General features: G+C 63.9%; 15 protein-coding genes and 2 pseudogenes. 6 read left to right on the forward strand and 11 right to left on the reverse strand.

Annotated elements, in window-relative coordinates; all coding sequences use genetic code 11:
* Positions 1–73: 73 nt before the first annotated feature.
* From XH90_RS25630 to XH90_RS25650, 6 genes and pseudogenes are all read right to left on the reverse strand, one after another.
* Entirely contained in the window at positions 74–2,008 is a 1,935-nt protein-coding gene (locus tag XH90_RS25630; RefSeq protein WP_194477090.1) for an alkyl/aryl-sulfatase, read from the reverse strand.
* A gap of 70 nt (positions 2,009–2,078) precedes the next feature.
* Complete coding sequence (locus XH90_RS25635; protein WP_194477091.1) at positions 2,079–3,230, reverse strand: GGDEF domain-containing protein; 1,152 nt, start codon at positions 3,228–3,230, stop codon at positions 2,079–2,081.
* Between the two features lie 123 nt (positions 3,231–3,353).
* A complete protein-coding gene (locus XH90_RS39870; protein ID WP_309493990.1) occupies positions 3,354–4,637 on the reverse strand; it encodes a TRAP transporter large permease subunit in 1,284 nt (427 codons plus the stop codon).
* A 243-nt stretch (positions 4,638–4,880) separates the two neighbouring features.
* Positions 4,881–5,246, reverse strand: a pseudogene (locus tag XH90_RS39875) (TRAP transporter small permease); the annotation flags it as partial.
* 238 nt (positions 5,247–5,484) lie between these two features.
* Positions 5,485–6,486, reverse strand: coding sequence for a DctP family TRAP transporter solute-binding subunit (locus XH90_RS25645; protein ID WP_194477093.1), 1,002 nt, complete (start codon positions 6,484–6,486; stop codon positions 5,485–5,487).
* A 214-nt stretch (positions 6,487–6,700) separates the two neighbouring features.
* On the reverse strand, positions 6,701–7,471 hold the full coding sequence (locus XH90_RS25650; RefSeq protein WP_194477094.1) for a methyltransferase domain-containing protein: 771 nt from the start codon (positions 7,469–7,471) through the stop codon (positions 6,701–6,703).
* Positions 7,472–7,614: 143 nt separating this feature from the next.
* On the opposite strand from XH90_RS25650, the gene XH90_RS25655 reads away from it, so the two are divergent.
* A complete protein-coding gene (locus tag XH90_RS25655; RefSeq protein ID WP_194482804.1) occupies positions 7,615–8,358 on the forward strand; it encodes an SDR family NAD(P)-dependent oxidoreductase in 744 nt (247 codons plus the stop codon).
* A gap of 389 nt (positions 8,359–8,747) precedes the next feature.
* On the opposite strand, the gene XH90_RS25660 is transcribed toward XH90_RS25655, so the two are convergent.
* Positions 8,748–9,809, reverse strand: coding sequence for an isocitrate/isopropylmalate dehydrogenase family protein (locus XH90_RS25660; RefSeq protein ID WP_194477095.1), 1,062 nt, complete (start codon positions 9,807–9,809; stop codon positions 8,748–8,750).
* A 136-nt stretch (positions 9,810–9,945) separates the two neighbouring features.
* On the opposite strand from XH90_RS25660, the gene XH90_RS25665 reads away from it, so the two are divergent.
* Positions 9,946–11,334: an MFS transporter gene (locus XH90_RS25665; RefSeq protein WP_194482805.1), complete on the forward strand. Its 1,389-nt coding sequence runs from the start codon at positions 9,946–9,948 to the stop codon at positions 11,332–11,334.
* An 8-nt stretch (positions 11,335–11,342) separates the two neighbouring features.
* On the opposite strand, the gene XH90_RS25670 is transcribed toward XH90_RS25665, so the two are convergent.
* Positions 11,343–13,538 carry a hypothetical protein gene (locus XH90_RS25670; protein WP_194477096.1) on the reverse strand — a complete coding sequence of 732 codons (2,196 nt, stop codon included), beginning with the start codon at positions 13,536–13,538 and terminating at the stop codon, positions 11,343–11,345.
* A gap of 179 nt (positions 13,539–13,717) precedes the next feature.
* On the reverse strand, positions 13,718–15,337 hold the full coding sequence (locus XH90_RS25675; protein ID WP_194477097.1) for a B12-binding domain-containing radical SAM protein: 1,620 nt from the start codon (positions 15,335–15,337) through the stop codon (positions 13,718–13,720).
* A gap of 317 nt (positions 15,338–15,654) precedes the next feature.
* Between XH90_RS25675 and XH90_RS25680 the strand changes: the two are divergent.
* From XH90_RS25680 to XH90_RS25695, 4 genes and pseudogenes are all read left to right on the forward strand, one after another.
* A pseudogene (locus tag XH90_RS25680) lies at positions 15,655–15,884 on the forward strand ((2Fe-2S)-binding protein); the annotation flags it as partial.
* Positions 15,885–16,046: 162 nt separating this feature from the next.
* The gene (locus XH90_RS25685; protein ID WP_194477098.1) at positions 16,047–17,372 is read left to right on the forward strand and encodes an ABC transporter substrate-binding protein; all 1,326 of its coding nucleotides are present in this window, start codon (positions 16,047–16,049) and stop codon (positions 17,370–17,372) included.
* Positions 17,373–17,380: 8 nt separating this feature from the next.
* Positions 17,381–18,307: a carbohydrate ABC transporter permease gene (locus XH90_RS25690; protein WP_371748264.1), complete on the forward strand. Its 927-nt coding sequence runs from the start codon at positions 17,381–17,383 to the stop codon at positions 18,305–18,307.
* Complete coding sequence (locus XH90_RS25695; RefSeq protein WP_194477100.1) at positions 18,304–19,128, forward strand: carbohydrate ABC transporter permease; 825 nt, start codon at positions 18,304–18,306, stop codon at positions 19,126–19,128. The genes XH90_RS25690 and XH90_RS25695 overlap by 4 nt, the downstream gene beginning before the upstream one ends.
* Positions 19,129–19,193: 65 nt before the next feature.
* Here the strand turns inward: XH90_RS25695 and XH90_RS25700 are convergent, their stop codons facing one another.
* Both XH90_RS25700 and XH90_RS25705 read right to left on the reverse strand, forming a co-directional pair.
* Positions 19,194–20,861 (reverse strand): regulator, encoded by a 1,668-nt coding sequence (locus XH90_RS25700; RefSeq protein WP_194477101.1) that lies wholly within the window; start codon positions 20,859–20,861, stop codon positions 19,194–19,196.
* 10 nt (positions 20,862–20,871) lie between these two features.
* The gene (locus XH90_RS25705) at positions 20,872–21,570 is read right to left on the reverse strand and encodes a cysteine hydrolase family protein (RefSeq protein ID WP_194477102.1); all 699 of its coding nucleotides are present in this window, start codon (positions 21,568–21,570) and stop codon (positions 20,872–20,874) included.
* Between the last annotated feature and the right edge of the window lie 166 nt (positions 21,571–21,736).

Below are 21,736 nucleotides of genomic sequence, written 5' to 3' on the forward strand. Positions count from 1 at the left end.
TCCGCGGAGAGAGACCCCTCGTCTGGCGCTTCGCGCCACCTTCTCCCGCAAGGGGAGAAGGAAGAAGAGTGCCCTACCCCACGACGGCCCGCTTCGGCTCGACGATCTCGAACATTCGCGGGAATTCGTCCATCAGCCCCATCAGCTCGGCGAGCTTCATCGGATTGCCTGACAGCTTGACCTTGCCGGCGGCGACCGCCTCCGGAAAGCTCATGAGCTTCGCAATCACCTCATCCAGCGTTGCGCGTGCCAGCGTGAAGCTGGCATCGGCCTGCTCCGCCTGCACGCCTTCGGAATAAGTCAGGGCGCAGTTCTCGAGATTGAGCACGAAGGTCTCGCCGGTGTCCGAAAAACTCCAGTTCAGCACGATGTGCTTGCCCTCGGCTTTGGGCCCGTTGAGACGGATGCCGAGCACATCCCAGAGCTGCTCCGTGCGCAGCGCCGCCAGTGTCTCGCGCGGCATCGGTGCACGCGGCGGCGTCTTCGGCATGCCCTGGCGCAGCTCCTGGGCGCCGAACAGATAGGCGTTGCGCCAGGTCGAGCTCTCGGCCGCATAGCCGAGCTGCTCCAGAGTATCGGCGAGCAGCGCGCGCGCAGCCGCATTGTCCGGCTCGGCGAAGACGAGATGGCCGAGCGCCTGCGCCACGAAGCGGAATTCGCCCTTGCCAAAATCCGCGCGTGCGCGGGCGATGATGGCATCGGCGCCGCCCATGTACTCGACATATTTCCTGCCCGACTGCACCGGCGGCAGCGGATCGAGATTGACCGGATTGGCGTCGTACCAACCGAGATATTTCTGGTAGATCGCCTTCACGTTATGGCGGATGTGGCCGTAATAGCCGCGGCCGTGCCAGGCGCCCTCCAGGCTCTTGGGCAGCTGGATCGCCTCGGCGATCTCGGCCGCGTTCAGCCCATGGTTCATCAGGCGGATGGTCTGGTCGTGCGCGTATTTGTAGAGGTCGCGCTGCTCGCGGATCATGGTGTCGATGCGCTCGCGGCCCCACACCGGCCAGTGATGCTGGCCGCACATCGCCTCGGCCTTGCCGCCCCACAGATGCAGCGCCTCGTTGAGGTACTTCGACCAGGCCAGCGCATCGCGCACGTCGGCGCCGCGGAACGGCAGCAGATTGTGGAAATTGTGCGTGCAGTTCTCCGCGAGGTTCAGGAGCTTGTAGCGCGGCAGGAAGAAATGCATCTCCGCCGGCGCCTCGCTGTTCGGCGCCATCTGGAATTCGAATTCGACGCCGTCGATGACGCGCGTGTCGCCTGTCGCCATGATCAGGTCGGTCGGCCGCAGTAATGCGACCGCGCCCGCGGCCATGGTCTTGCCGAGGCCGCAATCGACCTGTCCCCGCACGCCCTTGGCGAGGAACGGTCCGAACTGGTACTGCGCCCGGCGCAGCATCGCAGGTCCGGCGATGATGTTCTCGGAGACGGCATGCTCCATGAACAGGTTCGGCGCGATGATCGGTACACGACCCGCCGCCAGCGCATCCTCCTCCAGCACGCCGCGCGCCCCGCCCCAGTGATCGGTGTGGGTGTGGGTGAAGATGACGGCCGCGACCGGCTTCAAGCCGCGATGCCTGAAATAGAGATCGAGAGCGGCGCGCGCGCCTTCGATCGAGGTCAGCGTGTCCACCACGATGACGCCGCTGTCGCCCTCGATCAGCGTCATGTTGGCGATGTCGAGCCCGCGCACCTGGTAAACGCCCGGCACGACCTCGAACAGGCCATGCTGCATGTTGAGCCGCGACTGCCGCCACAGGCTGGGATTGACCGTCGGCGGCGCCTGCTCGGTGGACAGAAAGCCATAGGGCTCGAGGCTCCAGACCGTCCGCCCTTGCGGATTGGCAATCTTCGCGTGCTCGATCGTGCCGAGGAATCCGCGCGCAGCGTCGTCGAAATCCCGCGTGTCGGAAAACGGCAGCGCGTTCAGCATCGCCTGATGCTGCGCAATGACCGAAGGCGTTGCGTCCTTTGGCGTGTCGGCTGCTTCGATGCTGGTCATGAGGCTCCTCCCGGCGCATCTTGTCTGGGGAGGCATCTAACCGCATCTCGATTGCGGTTCCAACCGCTCCTTACGCGGCCAGCCCTTCGGAAACAGTCTGGCCCGACGCAGCCGTGGTACGCAGCTCCCGCGCCAGCACGTAGCCGCCCCGACGTTCCTTGGCGCGGTAGAGCGCCTTGTCGGAGCGCGACAACAGCGCCTCCGCGGTCCGGCCATCGTCCGGCGCAACGGCAATGCCGACGCTCACGCCGAGCTCGACTGTCTGTCCATCGATGTCATAGGGCGCACCGATCGCCTGCACGATGCGCATCGCCATCGCTTCCGCGTCATCAGCCGTGCGCTGAACCAGCACGAATTCGTCACCGCCCATCCGCACCAAGAGGTCCTCCGGTGCGGCGATCGCCCTCAGCCGCCCGGCGACCTGCTTGAGCAGCGCATCGCCGACGGGATGGCCGAAGCGGTCGTTGGCTTCCTTGAAGCGGTCGAGATCGAGCGTATGGACGGCGATCGTCCCGGCCGCGAGCATGGCGGGCAGATCCGTCGCCAGCACCGAGCGATTGGCCACGCCCGTCATCGGATCGACGCGCGACAGCTGCTCGAACTGTCGCTTGAGCGTGATCTGGTTGATCGAGGCGTTGAAGCTGAGCCGCACCATCTCGAAGCTCGCGACCACGTACATCAGGATGAGGAGCCCGAGGCCGACATGGCGCAGATCGGGCTGCAGGAAGGTCACGATCGCGGCGGGCGCGGCGATGGCGACGAGATCGAGCAGCGCCGCCACGGGGCGCAGCGCCAGCCGCGCCACCACACCGGCGCCGAAGCCGAAGCCGATTCCGATCGCCATCACGCAACAGAGCGCATCACCCAGCACGATGCTGCGTGCGGCGAACAGGCCGAGGATCAGCGCCGTCACGACGGTGCCGGTCACATAGAGCCGTTCCCAGCGCGCGGCCTCCATCCGACCGAGCCGAGGCGACCGCGCAAGGCGGCGGCGGAATGCGAAAATCTCGAACAGGCGGACGATGGCCACGGCGACGCCGGCAACGGTCAGGGCCGCGGTCACAAGGTCGCCCGTCTCGTAGGTCGTGATGGCGCCGACCATCGCCTGGCAGGCCGCCGCGAGAATGGTCGGCATCGTCGTGCCGTGGAAGCCCGTGATGACTTCCAGATGGACGGCGTCGGAAATCGACGCCCGTCCGGATTCCATTCTGTCGAACAACATGCCCGCATCCATCCCGCTGGCATGGTCCTACCGCATATCCGTAAAATGCATGCGCTGCAGGCCGGGCGCATTTGAACGCGCGGATTTACCGCGCGTTAGCCATGTCCCCCGCCCACCCGTGGGTCAGTGCATCCCCAGCACCCGCGGCAGCCACAGCGTCAGGTCGGGCCAATAGGTCACGATGACGAGGAAGCCGAGCATGGTGAGCAGCCACGGCATGACTGCTCCCGCCAGATCGGTGATGCGCATTCGCGCTATCATGGAGGCGACGTAGAGGTTCAGGCCGACAGGCGGATGGCAGAGGCCGACCTCCATGTTGACGTCCATGACGATGCCGAAATGGACGAGGTCGATGCCGAGCTTCTTGGCCGCCGGCGCCAGGATCGGCGCCATGATCAGGATGATCGAGTTCGGCTCCATGAAGTTGCCGGCGAGCAGCAGCAGCACGTTGACGACGAGGAGGAAGCCCACCCAGCCGAGGTTCTGCGCCGTGATCCAGTCGGCCAGCGTCGCCGGCAGGTTCTCGTTGGAGAGCACGAAGGAGAACAGCACCGCATTGGTGACGATGTAGAGCAGCATCGCGCTGGTATTGGCGGCGCGCAGCAGCACGCGCGGCACGTCCGACATCTTGATCGCCTTGTAGACGAACACCGCGATGATGAAGGAGTAGACCGCGGCCATCGCGGCGGCCTCGGTGGCGGTGAACAGGCCGCTGTAGATACCGCCGATGATGATGACGACCAGCATCAGGCCCCAGACGCTCTCGCGGAAGGCGTGAACGGTCTCGCCCCAGCTCGCCTTCGGCAGCCGCGGATAGTCGCGCTTGCGCGCGAGCCACCAGGTGACGATGCAAAGCATCGTCGTCAGCATGATGCCGGGCAGCAGGCCGGCGACGAACAGTGCCCCGATCGAGGTGTTGGTGGAGACCGCGTAGACGATCTTCGGGATCGACGGCAGCATCAGGATGCCGAGCGAGCCGGCCACCGTGATGATGCCGGCGCCGAAGCGCATGGGATAGCCGTGGCGGACCATCTCCGGCAGCACGATGGCGCCGATCGCGGCGACGGTCGCGACGCTCGAGCCGCACACCAGCGCGAACATCGCGCAGGCGACGATGCCGGCAAGGCCAAGGCCGCCGTGCCAGTGCCCGATCAGCGAGGTCGCGAAATTGATCATGCGCCGCGCGACGCCGCCATGGGTCAGGAAATTGCCGGCGAGGATGAAGAACGGGATCGCCATGATCTCGAAGCCCTCGATGCCCGTGAAGAGCTTCATCGAGACGGCCTCGATCGGCACCGCCGTGAGCGTGAACAGGAACGTCATCACGGTGAGACCGAGCGCGATCGACACCGGAATGCCGGTCAGCATCAGCGCGATCAGCAGCGCGAACACGGTCGCCGCGCGCATCCAGTGCGGCAGCACGATGAAACCGGTCTTCTCGGCGAGGCAGAGCATGAAGATCAGGATCGGCGCCAGGATCAGGATCACGCCGAGCGGCGAAACCTTTCGTCCGGCCGCTTTCGTCGCGGCGCCCGCGGGCTGCGGATGCAGCGCCGGCGAGCCATCGGCCTCGACGCCCTCGACATGGGTCTCGTCATGATGCGGCAGCTCGCCGGTCCAGTAGTAGAACCAGGAGACCTGGAGGAAGCGGAAGCACATCAGGCCCGAGCCGAGCGGGATCGCCAGATAGACGAACCACATCGGCGCTTCCAGATCGTTGGATTGCTGGCCGGTCTTGAACATCTCGGCGACGAAAGAGGCGCCGAAGGTGGCGATCATGCCGGTGAACAGCGCGCCGCACAGCAGCGAGAACAGAATCACGTGCTTGCGCGAGTGCTCGGGCAGGCGGTTGACGAGCAGGTCGACGCCGACATGGATGCCGGTGCGCACGCCATAGGCCGCGCCGAACTTCGCCATCCAGATGAACATGTAGATGCAGAGTTCCTGCGCCCAGGACAGATCGAGCTCGGACAGGAAGGTGAACACCGCCATCGACAGCGACGCCAGCCAGGTCATCCCGTGCGCGGTCGCCCATCGCGCCAGATTGATCGATTCGCCCGCACCGTAGCGGTGCACGACGGCGACGAAGATCAGTCCGGTTGCAGCCGCAATGAGCGTCGCGATCAACCACTCTTCGAGATGATTGAGCAACTGGTTGAGCGCGCGAAGCAAATCAGAGTCCCCCCTATGGATATGCGAAACGGTCGGGAGTGCACACACTCCCGACCGTTGGTATCATTCTCCGGAATAGGCGTCAGTTCATCTTGACGTCGAGTTCCTTGGCGACGAGATCGAGCACTTCCTGCCCAACCCGGCCCTTGGCCCAGGCATAAGTCGGCCGCATCGCTTCCTGCCATGCCTTGCGGTCGGCGTCGCTCAGATAATGCAGCGTGGTCTTGCCCGACTTCTTGATCTCGGCCAGCGCGTCTTCGTTTTCCTGGTGCGCGATCTGGTTGGTGTATTCGGTCGCTTCCGCCATCGCCTTCTCGAGCTGGGCCCGAATGTCAGGCGGCAGGCCGGACCAGAACTTCGAGTTGACGATGACTGCGTATTGCAGATGCGCGTGATAGGACACGGTGATGTCCTTCTGCACCTCGTAGAACTTCTGCGTCAGATAGTTGGACGCCGTGTTCTCGCAGCCGTCGACCACGCCGGTCTGCAGCGCCTGGTAGACTTCCGAGAACGCCATGATCTGCGGGATCGAGCCCATCAGGCGGAAGTACTGGTCGGCGATCTTGGATCCGGAGATGCGGAATTTCAGGCCCTTGAAATTCTCCGGCTTCATCAGCGGGCGATTCGACGACACCATGTGGAAGCCGTTGTCCCAATAAGCGAGGCCGGTGATGCCCTTGGTTTCCAGCTTCTGGAACAGCCATTTGCCGAGCTTGCCCTTCATCGCGGCGGAACAGGTCGCGTCGTCCTTGAACAGCCAGGGCAGATCGAGCGCCTCGAATTCCTTGATGCCGAGCGGCGCGAATTTCGCGGTCGAGGGCGCGAGCATCTGCACGGAGCCGAGCTGGAGCGCCTCGATTTCTTCCTTGTCCTTGTAGAGCGAGGAGTTCGGATAGACTTCGACCTTGACCTTGCCGTCGGTGTATTTCTCGGCAAGCTCCTTGAACTTCAGCGCGCCCTTACCCTTGGGGGTATCGTTGGCGACGACGTGACTGAACTTGATGATGATAGGGCTCTGAGCCTCGGCGACCACAGGAGCCAAAGCGAGCGCGGCCACGGCGGCCGCAAAGAGCAGTTTGCGCATGAAGTACCTCCCCAACAACCTTGGAAACCAGATTCTTTTTTGTTTTGCGGTTTCAGTAGTGGCAGCAATCCGCGCCACGAACAACTAGACCTAAGCCCAATTTGCCGCAGCGAAGCAATGTCGCAGGGACGTTATCCCGCGCGAGGTCGCATGCGCAACCCGGCGCCCGCCCCGTCCCCCGGAGCGAGCGCTTATGCCGCATCGCGAAGAGCAATTACCCCTTGCGCTGGGCGACCATGAACAGCCGCCGGAACGGGAACAGCGTCTGCCCCGCTTCGTTCTTCGGGTAGGCCTTCGCGACGCGCGTCCCATAGGCGGCTTCGAACGCAGCCTTCTCGTCGCCCTGCAGGACGTCGAGATAGCGCGTCAGCCAGGTGCCCTTGGTCCATTCCTTCACGGGATTTTCGCCTTCGAGGACCTGGAGATACTCGGTCTCCCAGATGTCGATGTTCTGCGAGAGCGGCGCGAGCACGTCATGATAGAAGGCCGGTCCCTCGACCGGCGGCGGCGTGACGAGGTGCTCGACCTTGGACCGCCACGGCCCGTTGAGGGCGGTCTCGCCGATCAGCACATGAGATGGCGCCAGGAAGTTGCGCGGCATCTGCACAGCAAGGATGCCGCCGGGCGCCACCTTCTCCATCACGGACGGAAAGAGTGCCTCATGATTGGGCAGCCAGTGCAGTGCGGCATTGGAATAGACGACGTCATATTGCTTCGCGGGATGCCAATGGCCGAGGTCTTCATGTGACCATTCCACTTCGGGCGCGGCCTTGCGCCCGGCAGCGACCATCTCGGCCGAACCCTCGACGCCGGTGACCACGGCGGACGGCCAGCGTTCCTTGATCAGCCTGGTGACGTTGCCGGCGCCGGCGCCGAGGTCGGCGACCGTCCGCGGACCGACGTCCGGAATGCGCATCAACAGGTCGATCGCGGGCCGGAGCCGATGGCCGGAGAATTTCAGATATTGCTGCGGATCCCAGACCATGGCCTGCGCCTTTTCTTTTTGGTGTTTCCTTCGTGATCGCCCTTGGTTACCACTGCTCGTCCCGGTCAGGCAATTCGCAATGCCCGCGGGACGGGCCGGAAGCGAAAGCAAAAAGCAAGAACCAATCAAGAGAGCGTGTGACCATGGACCTCGGGCTGAAATCGAAAACCGCAATCGTCACCGGAGCGAGCATCGGCATCGGCCGCGCCATCGCCAAGGGCCTCGCGGCCGAAGGCGTGCGCGTCGTCGGCGTGGCGCGCCGCACCGACCTGCTCGCCGAGCTGGTGAAGGAGGTCGGCGGCGGCCTGATCATCCCGTTCGAGCAGGACGTGATGGCCAGGGATGCGGCCGAGAAGATCGCTGCCTTCGCGCTGAAGGAGCTCGGCCATGTCGACATCCTCGTCAACAATGCGGGCGGCAGCCGCCCCCTGCCCGTCAATGCGCCCGACAGCAAATGGGACGAGGCGATTGCCCTCAATTTCACCAGCTACCGCCGCATCGCGCATGCGCTGCTGCCGCAGATGATCGAGCGCAAATGGGGCCGCATCGTCAACATCACCGGCAAGTCCGAGCCGGAAGGCCTCAACGCCGCCTTCGCCGCCAAGGCCGCGGTGCACGCCTGGGCCAAGGGCCTGTCGCGCGAGATCGGCGAGCACGGCATCACCATCAACTGCATCCCGCCCGGCCGCATCATGAGCGAGCAGATCCGCCGCAACTATGCGCCTGACTATCGCGAGCGGTTTGCGGAGGAAGAGATTCCGGTCGGCTATTGGGGCGAGCCGGAAGACCTCGCGGTGCTCGCGGTGTTCCTGGCCTCGCCGCTGGCGCGCTACATCACGGGCACGGTGATCCCCGTCGACGGTGGCTTGCGACGATATCAGTTTTAAATCGAGACAGCCCGTAGGACGGGTGGAGCGCAAGCGAAACCCGTCACCTGCACCGAATGCGAAACCTGATCGGTTTCGCAAGTGCTCAACCCGTGCTGCGCCATCGGCAGTTGCGCGTCACAACGCTCGCCGCAAGATCAACGGCAGCAAGCCGCCCGCTGCGAGGATCTCGCATTCGAGGCTGGTTTCGATCGCCGCGGTCACTTCTGCGCATCGCCGCCATGATGACATCGTGCCGGTGTTTTGCCCGACGTGTCAACTTATCGACGCGTCAGCGGTCGCAGCGGAACTCGCCGGAAAATCCCTTGTCCATCAATGGGCCTTCTACTGTGCATGGGGTTGTTTTCGGCTTTCTGTTTCGAGCGAGACGGACGAATCGCAGGCGGAGCTCATTCTGTCTGCAAGATTTCAGCGATGGCGGCACCGGCTGCCATCGTGCCGAGCTTGCCGCCGACGTCGCGCGTCGCCCTGCCCTCGCGAAGCGCCGTCGCCACGGCCGCCTCGATCGCCCGCGCGGCTTCCTCGTAGCGGACGGCGCCGCTCCTCTCGCCATGCCAGCCGAGCAGCAGCGCGGTCGAGAGGATCAGCGAGACCGGGTTCGCGACGCCCTGTCCGGCGATGTCGGGCGCCGAGCCGTGCGCGGCCTGGGCCATCGCATAGCGGTCGCCGACATTGAGCGAGCCGCCGAGGCCGAGGCTGCCGGACAGTTCCGCGGTGAGGTCGGACAGGATGTCGCCGAACATGTTGGTGGCGACGATGACGTCGAAACGATCGGGGCTCCGCACCGCATGCGCCATCATCGCGTCGACCAGGATGTCGTCGACCGCTAGGCCGGGATATGCCTTCGCCGCCTCGCGGCAGATGTCGAGAAACATGCCGTCGCCGATCTTCAGCACATTGGCCTTGTGCACGATGGTGAGATGCTTTCGGCGCTTCATCGCCAGACGGCAGGCGGCATGCGCGATGCGCTCGCAGCACAGGCGCGTGATCCGGCGCAGCGAGATCACGACGTCAGGCGTGACCAGCAGTTCGCCGTTGCCCTGCTCCATGTTGCGGTCCGCGTAAAACCCTTCGGTGTTCTCGCGGACGACGACGAGGTCGAACTCACCGATGCGGCCGGGCCGGCCGGCATAGGTGCGCGCAGGCCTGACATTGGCGTAGAGGTCGAGGTGCTTGCGAAAGTGCCTGGACGGATTGATCTCGCCATGCGCCTCGTCCTTGAAGTCGAAGGTCGCGGTCGGCCCCAGGATCAGGCCGTCGGCGGCGCGGACGATGTCGAGCAATTCGGGGCGCACGGTAGTGCCCGACAGCTTCAGGCTCGCATGCCCGACCGCGTGCTCTTCCAGCCGCAGATCGAGCTGGAAGCGCTCGGAGGCCGCGCGCAGCACGCCTGATGTCGCGGCCGTGATCTCCGGTCCGATGCCGTCCCCCGGCAGAACGACGATTTGCATGGTGATCCCCTTCCAAGAGCGGCGCCCGAGCTTGGTGCATACAATGCATGCAAGCATATGCCTGTGGAAGCCGTCTCAAGCGTAGTACATGGCGAAGACCATCGAAACCAGGCCGTCGGAGCAAAGCGCTGAGGCAATGACATCAACGTTACCTGCCGCTGCGCGCGAGCCTGATCACACCAAAGCCGATGGCCTGCCGGCCGAGCAGCGCCGCTGGGCGATCGCCGCGATCTTCACCGCGCTGGCGATGGCTTCGCTCGACACCGCGATCGCCAACATCGCGCTGCCGGCCATCGCCGCCGATCTGCATGTCAGCCCGGAGCAGTCGGTCTGGGTGGTCAACGTCTACCAGATCGCGCTGGTGGCGACGCTGCTGCCGCTGGGCGCGCTAGGCGAGATCGTCGGGCACCAGCGCATCTATCTCGGCGGTCTCGTGCTGTTCACCATCGCCTCGCTGTTCTGCGCGGTGGCCTGGTCGCTGGACAGCCTGCTGGTCGCGCGCACGCTGCAGGGCTTGGGGGCGAGCGGCATCATGAGCGTCAACACCGCGCTGGTGCGCTTCGTCTATCCCGGCCGGATGCAGGGCCGCGGCTTCGGCCACAACGCGCTGGTCGTAGCGACCGCCTTCACCTTCGGCCCTTCGATTGCCTCTGCGATCCTCGCGGTCGGCCCGTGGCCGTGGCTGTTCGCCGTCAACATCCCGTTCGGCCTCGTTGCGACAGGCATCGGCTTTGCGATGCTGCCGAAGACGCCCCGCGCCGATCACGGCTTTGATTTCCTCGGCGCGCTGCTCGCGGCCATCTGCCTCGGCCTGTTCATCACCGGCATCGGCAGCGCCGCGCACAATCTGTCGCCCGTCCTCGTGGGCATCGAACTGGTTACGGCGCTCGCGCTGGGTTTCATCCTGACGCGCCGCCACGCCGATCATCCCGCGCCGATGCTGCCGATCGATCTGTTCAGCCGGCCGATGTTCGCGCTGTCGGCGGCGACCGCGGTCTGCTCCTTCGCCGTGCAGGGCCTCGCCTTCGTTTCGCTGCCGTTCTATTTCGAGGACGTGCTCGGCCGCTCGCAGGTCGAGACCGGCTTCTTCATGACGCCATGGCCGCTGGTGGTCGGCATCATGGCGCCGATCGCCGGCCGTCTCTCCGATCGCCATCCGGTCGGCCTGTTGGGCGGCGTCGGCCTCATCCTGCTCGGCCTCGGCATGGCGCTGCTCGCGCTGCTTCCGGCGAGCCCGAGCATTCCCGACATCGTCTGGCGGATCATGATCTGCGGCATGGGTTTCGGCTTCTTCCAGGCGCCGAACATGAAGGCGATCATGGGAAGCGCACCGCCGCACCGCGGCGGCAGCGCCTCGGGCATCGTCGCCACCGCGCGCCTGACCGGGCAGACCACCGGCGCAGCGCTCGCCGCGGCGTGCTTTGCGCTCGCCGGCCACAACGGCGCGACGGTGGCACTGGCGCTAGGGGCAGGCTTTGCCGTGCTCGGCAGCGTGATGAGCTTTTTGCGACTGGCGGTGAAGTAAGCCGGGCTTCACTGCGACTGCTGCGCAATCGGCCGGCTCACGATCGCCGCAGCATCGAGCGGCTCGCAGGTGATCGTGCGTCGCAGCTTCGGCGGACCATTCCAACCCGCAATGTCGTTCACGGGCGCGAACGTGTCCCCTTGCGGGGAGAGAATGATCGGCTCCGATTTCAGGCAGCCATCGGGAAACGCGATGCCGTATCCGGTGCCTTTCGAGAAGTGCCCGACCAGCATCTGCGAGGCCTGCATCCGCGCCGCCGGCGAGGCCCGCATCGAACGTTCAGGATCGAACGCGCGATAGCATGGCCAGTCGGTATGACCGGTTGCGAACTCATAGGCGATCCTGCAAGCCGCACCGGCCGATTTCACGAACGGCGCATCCGAAGGCGCCGTCGCGTCGCGTTCGAACACCAGCGTCTGCAACGTCAGCGCGTCCGCCGTTGAGTTGGGATCGATAGGCTTGCCCGGCTCGGTCGCGATTTCGCCGCGGGAGAACACCAGCTTGGTCCTGGGCTGGGCGTCCCTGGTCTCCAGCACCATCATGGGTCGCGCGGCCCAGGAGCGATCCAGTTCCACGTCGGCGCCGCCCATCAACAGCCTGACATTGCCGACGGGGGGATTGTCCTTGGCGAAGTCGATCTGCCGAAGGCGTACGGTCTGCTTCGATGCCTCCAGGCTCAGGAAGCGCAAATCATCGACCTTGCGCGTGATCGGCATCATCGGATCGAAGCGATCGTCGATATTGAACCGGACGATCTTCTTCAGCTTCGCCGAGGCAGGCCCCTTGGGCGTGGTCGGCGGCGCGACGTCGATCACGAGCAGCGACCCACCCGGCGAATAGGTATCGCCGAAGGCACGCTGCCAGAGCGCCGTCAGCGGCGAGTCCGTGCGCTGGTCGACGTCGCGTGCGAAGAATATCTGCTGCCCGGGACGAACAACCGGAAAGCTCTGGAATGCGCCGAGCGCTGCGCCCTTGCCGACGGCGTCTCCGGTGAAGTTGATGCATCTGGACCGGTCGTCATTGCCGGATTGTTCGACCGGCCTCGATGCCGAGCGCGAGCAGAAGCTGAGATCGTTGTTGATCGTCTTCTGCGGGCTGATGGCCGTCGCATAGACGGGGTCCGGCGCGCCTGGAATTTCCATCGGAAGCGGCGACGTCGCGAACATGTCGACCTCCACCATGCTCAACGACGAGCCGGCATCCTTCGAGCACAGATCGCGCCTCGGCAGCGTATTGGTGAGAAGCCGCGCGGCATCGGCGCCAACGATGCAGGACATGGTGTCCTGCGGATTGTTGCGGCTCATCCATATCAGATGATCATGGCCCTTGCTGTCGACCAGCAGATGCGGCGCGGCATGATGGCGGCGTGGCGGCAGCCAGATCGGCACGGTCTCCGACAGCATCGGCTCGCGCTTGAGCAGCGCCTCAGGCAGCGTCGTCAGGCCGACCGAACGCAATTCAGCGTCGACCTCGTTCGGATCCCGCGTGTAGGCGAACACGGGCAGATTTGCGCAGGTCATGCAGGTGACGGCAATGTCGGATCGAATGTCCTCGAAGGACAGGATGACCTGGTCAGGGTCGTTGCGATATTTCTCGGGAGCGACGGCCTTGAACGGATGGTCCACGACGCGGCTGGCCTGAAAACCGTTCGAGCGGAAGGGATCGGATTCGAACTCGAAATAGGTCGATCGATCCCAGCCGCGAAAGGCGTTGTAGCCGCCCATGCTGACACCGGCCAGGACCATCTTCGAATCGGTCTGGCACCGCGCCGCGCTGCCGGTCCCGCTGCCGTTGCGGATATAGGTGCAGAGCCGGAACGCCGCGTTTTGCAGGATGCGATCACAATCGTTCTGATTGTAGCCATAGGTGGCGAGGCCGTGGCGGTAGCAGAGGTCGTGAAAGACGCAGGCCTGCCGGAACCGCTGCAAGACGAGATGACGCTTGCCCGCGGCATCCTTGCTGCCGTCGAAGAAGATGTTGGTCACGGCCGGAAGGCTGCAGTTCAGTCCCTCGCCACTGCCGCCGATCGTACTGACGATATCCGGTCCCGACTCAAAAGAGGTCACGGTGGCCGGCATCTCGCCATCGGTGATGTCGTCGACATTCTTGTAGAGTGAGTCGGCGACGAACGCGGGCAGGTAGTTGAAGATCAGAACAATCGCGACCAAAGCCGCGGCCGACCAGCCGATCACCTTCCTCGACATGCCACACCCCGCAAAAGCTGTTCGTCTTGCAATGACGACCTTGACCGCCGACAGGCTCTGAAATTCGTCGGAACGCCGCAATCGATGGCATCCGGTGTTGTCCTGGCGACGATCGCCCCCAGGTTGTCGCCATGTCAAGCGAAGGGCTCACAATCGCGGCCCTGAATTTCCGGTGGAAATCAGTTCAGATTTCGCGCTGCGGCCGCGCCGGCGGCAACCATCGGAGCCGGCATCTGCCCATCCAGCGCGGCGAGGCGCGCGTCGATGGCATCGATGACCTTGCGCGAGAACGGCCCGAGATGAGCGTAGGCAGCGATCATCTGCACGGCGATGCGTGCAGATGACGTGTCGCGCTTGGCGCAATTCATGAAGGTCTGCCACAGCGGTCCGCGCGCGTCGGGGATCGCGGTGACCACGCGATGAACAGTTTCCATCGCCCCGACCCGCGCGCGAATATCGCCCTCGGCAAGCTCGTGGCGCTGCCTCGAACGGTCGAGCAGCGCCATCAACTTGTCGACACGGCCGGCATAGGCGGCCGGGCTATAGACCCGCTCGAGCACCGTCCTGTAGTCCATCAGGATGTCGCGCAACGGTCGCACCGGGTCGAAATTGATGCCACCGGTGCACTGGTCACCACCCGTCGTCGATGCCAGGTCGTGGTCCGCGTGCAACCGTCCCTCCTTTGCAAGGCGCCGCGTCAGCTGCGTGTTCGGCAACGCGTAGAGCAGGCCGACCATTGCGACCGGAATGGCCGCCTCCTCGATGAAACCGATCATGGCCTCCGCCATCGAGACCTTCTCGTTGTCGAAGCCGACGATGAAGCCGGCGGTGACGAGCATGCCGGCGGCGTAGATCTTGTGGATGCTCTCGGCGATGTTACGCCTCGTGTTCTGCTTCTTCCGCATCGCGACCAGCGTTGCGGGGTCCGGACTCTCGATGCCGACGAAGATGCCGAAGAAATTCGCCGCGCCCATCAGCTCGAGCAATTCGGGGTCGTCGGCCAGGTTGACCGAGGCTTCGGTCGACAGTTCGAAAGGATAGCCGTGGGCGCGCTGCCATTCCGCGAGCCGTGGGAGGAACTGGCGCAACGACTTCTTGTTGCCGATGAAATTGTCATCGACGAAGTCAAGATGGCCGCGATAGCCCATCTGATAGAGCCGCTCGAGCTCGACGAACATCTGCTCGACCGTCTTGGTCCGCGGCACGCGGCCGTAGAGCTCGATGATGTCGCAGAACTCGCAAGTAAAGGGACAGCCGCGCGAATACTGCACACCGAGATAGAGATAGTCCTCGAACCTCAGCAGGTCGAAGCGCGGCACCGGCGTCCTGGTGACGTCGGCCTGGAATTTCGGCGCGGTGAAGACGCCGGAACGTTTCCCACTGTCCCAGGCGGCGATGAACTCGTCGATGACGCCCTCGGCCTCGCCGAGCACCTGGAAATCCGCGCTGGCGTAGATGTGCGGACTCGACGTCGGATCGGGACCGCCGACCACCACCGGCCTTCCCGCGGCGCGGCACTTGTCGATCAGCCGCAGTGTGTCGGCCTGTTGCGGCAGCATGCCGCCGGTAAAGATGACGTCGGCCCAGGCGAGATCGTCGTCGCCGAAGGGTTGCGTGTTGCAGTCGATGAGCTTGACGGTCCAGGTCTCCGGCAACATCGCCGCGACCGTGATGAGACCCAACGGCGCGGCGGGACGCCGCACACCCATCAGCTTGCAGGACTCGCCGAAACTCCAGAAGGACTCCGCCGTGAACAACGGATAGAGCATCAGTACGTTGCAGGGGCGCAGCACCTTCATGGAACTCCCTAGGAACTCTCGAATGCTTTGACTCAGTGTAGCAAAGCATCACGGTCTTGCACCCCGGCAAAAGGGACAAGCTGTCACTCACACGTCACGCCTCCACGTCGCCTCAGACCATGCCATTGACGTTCGGAGAGATGGCGCGATCCAGGCACCGCCGTGGCCTTCTCGGAGCGCGCACGACACCGTCCGCTCCACGATCTTCCCGCAGCGGCGATAGCTGCCCCTCACGCTCTCGATGTGAACCGTTCCATTTTGCCGGACACATTGCGTTCCTGAGTCCATCGGTGGATATGCCGATCAGGAGACTTGCGATGGCAAGCCCAACAATCAACGGAAAAACCCCACGCTCGACGTCGAGCCAGACACACCACTGCTTTGGGCAATCCACGAAAATGTCGGCCTGGCCGGCACGAAATTTGGCTGCGGCATTGCACAATGCGACGCCTGCACCGTTCACATGGATGGTGTCGCCACGCGCTCCTGCGGGATCGCCGAAGCCAAGGGCGAGAAAATCATCACGATCGAGGGGCTGGCCTCCGGTGGACTCGGGTTGGTCGCGCTCGATCTCCATCTGATGTCGCGGGCCCGTGGAATGCCGATGGAAACGCCGGCGGTGCGACCGTAACGCGCAAATTAGGACTAGGCAGGCGTGGAACGGTCGCTAGTATCCCCCCAAAGATTTGAATCACAGGGAGGAACCAAAGTGGCTGACTATAAAATCTCGCGCCGCACGCTTTTGACGGGGACCGCAGCGGCTGGCGCACTCAGCCTGACGGGATTGCCGGCACGCGCCGAGGTGAATTGGAAGAAATATGCCGGCACCAAGCTCGAGGTGATCCTCGCAAAGGGCCCGCGCGGCGACAATCTGCAAAAATACGTCAAGGAATTCACCGACCTCACCGGTATCCAGGTCGAATCCGAGCAGATTCCCGAGCAGCAGCAGCGCCAGAAATGCGTCATCGAGCTCACCTCGGGCCGGCCAAGCTTCGACGTCGTCCATCTCAGCTATCACGTGCAGAAGCGGCAGTTCGAGAAGGCGGGCTGGCTCGCCGACCTCACGCCCTACATGAAGGACCCGACGCTGACCGCGCCCGACCTCGTCGAGAGCGATTTTTCGGCTGCAGGTCTGCAATACTGCAAGAACGACAAGGGTCAGATGCTGTCCCTGCCGTGGTCGGTCGACTATTTCATCCTCTACTACAACAAGGAGCTGTTCCAGAAGAAGGGCGTCGCAGTGCCCAAAACGCTGGACGAGATGGTCGCAGCCGCCGAAAAGCTCACTGATGCCAAGGACGGCACCTATGGCTTCGTCGGGCGGGGACTGCGCAACGCCAACATGACGTTGTGGACGAATTTCTTCCTCGATTATGGCGGCGAATTCCTCGACGCCAAGGGCAACATCCTGACCGACGGTCCGGAGGCCGTCGCAGCGACAAAGCTCTACCAGACGCTGTTGACGAAGGTGGCCCCGCCCGGCGTCGCCGGCTTCAACTGGATGGAGTCGATGGCCTCGTTCACACAAGGCAAATCGGCGATGTGGATCGACGGCGTCGGCTGGGCACCGCCGCTGGAGGATCCGGCCGCATCGCGCATTGTCGGCAAGGTCGGCTACACCGTCGTGCCAGCCGGACCGAAGGGACAATATTCGGCCACCTATGGCGACGGCATCGGCGTTGCTGCTGCGAGCAAGAACAAGGAAGCCGCCTACCTGCTGTGCCAGTGGATCGTTTCGAAGCAGCAAGGCGCGCGACTGCTACAGGCCGGCGGCGGCGTTCCGTTCCGTAACTCGATCCTGAACGATGCTGAGGTCCAGAAGGGCGTGAAGATGCCCAAGGAGTGGCTGCAGTCGGTGATTGATTCCGCCAAGATCAGCAAGCTCGGCCTGCCCGTGGTGATCCCGGTCGCCGAATTCCGTGATCTCGTCGGTGCGGCGCTGACCTCGACACTATCGGGCGCCGATCCCGCGACCGAGTTGAAGAAGGCGCATGAACAGTTCAGGCCAATCCTGGAGCGTAGCGAAAAGGCGTGAGTGCGTTGATGCAATCGGCTCCGGCCGCGGCGCAGTCCGACGCCGCGCCGGAGAAGGAGCTACGGCCGCCGTCCTACTGGCCGTTCGTGGTGCCGGCACTGGTCGTCGTGCTCGCGATCATCATCTTCCCCTGGGTCTTCACGATCTGGATGAGCATGAACGAGTGGAAGGTCGGTTCGCCGACCACCTTCGTCGGGCTCTCCAACTATTTGCGCCTGACCGGCGATCCTCGCTTCCTCGAGGCGATCGGACACACGCTGGTCTACACCGTGCTGTCCGTGTTGCTGCCGCTCGTGTTCGGCACGTTCGCGGCCGTCGTGTTTCACCAGAAATTCGCCGGCCGCGGTTTTCTGCGCGGTATCTTCATCATGCCGATGATGGCGACGCCCGTCGCGATCGCGCTGGTCTGGACCATGATGTTCCACCCGCAGCTTGGCGTGTTGAACTATCTGCTGTCGCTGGTCGGGATCCCTGCGCAGCTCTGGGTGTTTCATCCGGCCACGGTGATCCCCTCGCTGGTATTGGTCGAGACCTGGCAATGGACGCCGCTGGTCATGCTGATCGTGCTCGGCGGCCTCGCAGCCATCCCGACCGAGCCTTACGAAAGCGCGCAGATCGACGGCGCGAGCCTCTGGCAGGTGTTCCGCTTCATCACCCTCCCGCTGATCATGCCATTCCTGTTCATCGCCGGCATGATCCGCATGATCGACGCCGTGAAGAGCTTCGACGTCATCTTCGCGATCACGCAGGGCGGGCCCGGATCGGCGTCAGAGACCATTAACCTCTACCTTTATAGCGTCGCCTTCGTTTATTACGACCTCGGCTACGGCTCGGCGATCGCGGTGGTGTTTTTCCTGCTGATTGTCCTGCTTGCTGCGGTTATGCTCTACGCCCGCCAGCGCATGCTGTGGTCAGAAATCGCGAGCGACGCATGACCCCGAAGCAAATCAGCGGCAAGATCGGCCTGTGGTTCGCGGTGCTCGTCATCGTGTCGCCGGCAATCCTGTTTTTCCTCTGGATGCTGTCGCTCTCGCTCAAATTCGAGGTCGACAACGCCGCCTACCCACCGGTCTTCATCCCAGAGCACTTCGCCTGGAAGAACTATGCCGACGTGCTCTCCTCCAACCGCTTCGTCACCTATTTCTTCAACAGCCTGATCGTGACAGGCAGCGCGACCGTGCTTGCGCTGATAGTCGGCGTCCCCGCCGGCTACGGCATCGCGCGCATGGCCGCGCACAAATCGGCCATCGTGATCTTGATCGCCCGCATCACGCCAGGCCTCTCCTACCTGATCCCGCTGTTCCTGCTGTTCCAGTGGCTCGGCCTGCTCGGCACATTGGTGCCCCAGATCATCATTCATCTCGTGGTGACGGTGCCGATCGTGATCTGGATCATGATCGGCTATTTCGAGACGACGCCAATGGAGCTGGAGGAAGCTGCCCTGATCGACGGCGCTGGCCGCTGGCAGGTATTCCGGCACGTCGCGCTGCCGATCGCGAAGCCCGGCATCGCGGTCGCCTTCATTCTCGCGGTGATCTTCTCCTGGAACAATTTCGTGTTCGGCATCGTGCTGGCGGGACGCGAGACCCGCACCCTGCCCGTCGCCGTCTACAACATGATCTCGTTCGACCAGTTGAGCTGGGGCCCGCTCGCTGCGGCCGCACTGATCGTGACCCTCCCGGTGCTGCTGCTCACGGTGTTCGCGCAGCGGCAGATCGTGGCCGGGCTCACGGCAGGCGCCGTCAAGGGCGGGTAGCTGCGCCACGAATAAAACGGCCGGGCGACAACGATGTCGCCCGGCCATTCTTGTTGCCGTCCGCCCTACTCCGCGGGCGCGGCGTGCATTTCCGGATGTGCGGCATAGTGCTCGGTGGCGCCGAGCTTGCTCACAGCGAACAGGCCGGCCGCCATCACCGCATAGGCGAACGCCACCGCGGGCGTGACACCAAAACCGCCGCCGATGCCGACGGCTTCGCCGTGCATGAAGCCAAAGTAAGTCAGAACGGCACCGACCAGTGCGAAGGCGGACGCCTTTTCAAAATCACGCTCGATGATGAAGACACCGATCGCGCCCAGGATGAGACCCGCCAGGATGGAGCCGCCGCCCATCACTTCCAGTCCGTGATAGATCACGCCCTGTTGCGGCAGCGCTGCGATGGCAGCCGCCTTGACCGCGTCGGCCTTGTCGGCGGCCATACCGCCGACGGTCGCCGCTGCCGTCATGGTCGAACCGAGCATGGTGTCGATCTGAAGCTTGGCCCAAGCGGCCAGATGCGGCGTGAACGCCAGCGCCACGGCGGGCGCGTGCTTCGACGGCGTCGTCTGGAAGGCCTGCGCGGTCATCAGCATGCCGATATAGAGCAGGATCGGCGAGATCGCGACGACCGGCACCAGCGCCAGCAGGACCGAGATGACGCCAAACCAGGACAAGACCACCACCATGACGCCGGTCGCTGCCGAGTAACCGATGCGGCCGCCCATGGCCTTCCAGCCGGGATGACCGATATAGACTGCGTTGATGAAAGGATTGCCCATCAGGCAGCCGATCAGGCTGACGACGCCATCGGCTGTCAGCACGCGCGTGGTCGGATATTCGTCGCCGGCCGCTTCCGCGCTCTCGACATTATCCATGGCCTCGACGAGGTCATAGATGCCGAACGGAATGGCGGTGACCAGGATGACGCCGAGATATTCGAATCCGGAAAAGACATGGTTCACCGCCGGGATCGGCACGGAGAAGCCGAAATTGGCGAAGGCATCACCGACGCCCTTGATGCTCAATCCACCGAGACCGAAACCGAGCAGGTTCGAGCCCCAGGCAATGACCATGCCGACCACGATCGCAACCAGGCCGGCCGGAATGGCCTTTGGATATTTTACGCCACCGAACCAGCTCACCAGAATGATGGCGAAGCAGACGAGGCCAATCTGCGGCGTCACATACATCTCGAGCGCCGGACGCATCGCGATGAAGGTGAGCGAGACGCCCGCAAGCGTGCCGAGTAGCGCCGCGCGCGGCGTGATCTTGCGGATGAACGGCGCGATGAAACCGCCGATCATCAGGATAAAGCTCTGGAAGAACACCCAGACGAGGCCAGCCGACCAGCCCTTCATGGGATCGCCGGTCTTGAGCGTTACCGGCAGCATGATCACGAAGGTGACGATGAACATGTGCGGTACGCTGACGCCCGAGGGCAGCGCGCAGACGTCGCTCCGGCCGGTCTTCTGAGCGAGCCGATAGGCGAGGAAGGCGTAGTAGAAGGTGGAGAGGCACATCATCAACCCGAGTGCGGGCAGGATGCGGCCGAACACGAGGCTATCAGGCATCTTCAACACGAAGCGCAAGAGGCCCGTGAGCACCAGCGTGTTGACGAGGATGTTGGTGCCGAAGCCGAAAAATGCGTTCCAGTCGCCGGATGTCCATAGCGCCGGCTTGAACTCGGACTTGTTCATCTCGGATTTGCCGGCCATCCCCGTCAAGCTGCTCATGGTGATACCCCTATGTGGTCGAAGTCTTCATCGCCTCCATTACCGCGGCTGAGCTAGCGACCCAGCCGAAGATGCCGCCCTGGGCCTTGATCATCTTCAGGCCCATCTCGTGAAACTCGGGAAAGTACGATGCGCAGCCGTCCGAGATGACGACGCAGCGATAGCCGCGGTCATTGGCCTCGCGCACGGTGGTGTTGACGCACACTTCCGTGGTGACGCCGCACACCAGCAGATTTTCGATGCCGTACTTCTCCAGCACGTCGGTGAGCTCGGTGGCGTAGAACGCGCCTTTGCCGGGCTTGTCGATCACGACCTCGCTGTCGAGTGGATAGAGCTCCGGGATGATGTCGTGGCCGGCTTCGCCGCGAATGAGGATGCGCCCCATTGGACCGGGATCGCCGATACGAAGGCTCGGCGCGCCGCGCTCGACCTTCGCCCGCGGCGCATCGGAGAGATCGGGCAGATGTCCTTCGCGGGTATGGATCACCAGCATGCCGGTGTCGCGCGCCGCCTTCAGCACCGCCCCAATGGGCTTTACTGCGCGGGCAAGCTGGCTCACGTCATTGCCAAGCGTCTCTCCGAAGCCGCCGGGCTCCATGAAGTCGCGCTGCATGTCGATGATCACGAGCGCGGTCGACGACCAATCGAGCCTGATCGGCTCGGGCTCGGCGCTGATGACGCCCAGTGTCGACTTGGTTGAGTTCAACATGACGCAGGCCCCCGCGAGAACTCGCTTTGCCAGGAGTTCTGCAAGCGCCATGCCATTGTGTACAATTGCGAGAGCCTGAGGGTCGCAACGGAAACCGTCGCACCTTCAGAAGGTTACGTCATAGATCGACGTCTGCTTATTCCCTGTGCGACGACCTTGCGACGTG

Origin of the sequence: Bradyrhizobium sp. CCBAU 53338, from assembly GCF_015291665.1 — a bacterium.
In the GTDB taxonomy this organism is placed as follows: domain Bacteria; phylum Pseudomonadota; class Alphaproteobacteria; order Rhizobiales; family Xanthobacteraceae; genus Bradyrhizobium.

What these genes read in the sequence shown, in the direction of transcription:
- XH90_RS25630 (WP_194477090.1), bottom strand. Translation starts at nt 2,008, where the DNA reads ATGACCAGCATCGAAGCAGCCGACACGCCAAAGGACGCAACGCCTTCG.
- XH90_RS25635 (WP_194477091.1), bottom strand. Translation starts at nt 3,230, where the DNA reads ATGTTGTTCGACAGAATGGAATCCGGACGGGCGTCGATTTCCGACGCC.
- XH90_RS39870 (WP_309493990.1), bottom strand. Translation starts at nt 4,637, where the DNA reads ATGCGCGCGGCGACCGTGTTCGCGCTGCTGATCGCGCTGATGCTGACC.
- XH90_RS25645 (WP_194477093.1), bottom strand. Translation starts at nt 6,486, where the DNA reads ATGCGCAAACTGCTCTTTGCGGCCGCCGTGGCCGCGCTCGCTTTGGCT.
- XH90_RS25650 (WP_194477094.1), bottom strand. Translation starts at nt 7,471, where the DNA reads ATGGTCTGGGATCCGCAGCAATATCTGAAATTCTCCGGCCATCGGCTC.
- XH90_RS25655 (WP_194482804.1), top strand. Translation starts at nt 7,615, where the DNA reads ATGGACCTCGGGCTGAAATCGAAAACCGCAATCGTCACCGGAGCGAGC.
- XH90_RS25660 (WP_194477095.1), bottom strand. Translation starts at nt 9,809, where the DNA reads ATGCAAATCGTCGTTCTGCCGGGGGACGGCATCGGACCGGAGATCACG.
- XH90_RS25665 (WP_194482805.1), top strand. Translation starts at nt 9,946, where the DNA reads ATGACATCAACGTTACCTGCCGCTGCGCGCGAGCCTGATCACACCAAA.
- XH90_RS25670 (WP_194477096.1), bottom strand. Translation starts at nt 13,538, where the DNA reads ATGTCGAGGAAGGTGATCGGCTGGTCGGCCGCGGCTTTGGTCGCGATT.
- XH90_RS25675 (WP_194477097.1), bottom strand. Translation starts at nt 15,337, where the DNA reads ATGAAGGTGCTGCGCCCCTGCAACGTACTGATGCTCTATCCGTTGTTC.
- XH90_RS25690 (WP_371748264.1), top strand. Translation starts at nt 17,381, where the DNA reads ATGCAATCGGCTCCGGCCGCGGCGCAGTCCGACGCCGCGCCGGAGAAG.
- XH90_RS25695 (WP_194477100.1), top strand. Translation starts at nt 18,304, where the DNA reads ATGACCCCGAAGCAAATCAGCGGCAAGATCGGCCTGTGGTTCGCGGTG.
- XH90_RS25700 (WP_194477101.1), bottom strand. Translation starts at nt 20,861, where the DNA reads ATGAGCAGCTTGACGGGGATGGCCGGCAAATCCGAGATGAACAAGTCC.
- XH90_RS25705 (WP_194477102.1), bottom strand. Translation starts at nt 21,570, where the DNA reads ATGTTGAACTCAACCAAGTCGACACTGGGCGTCATCAGCGCCGAGCCC.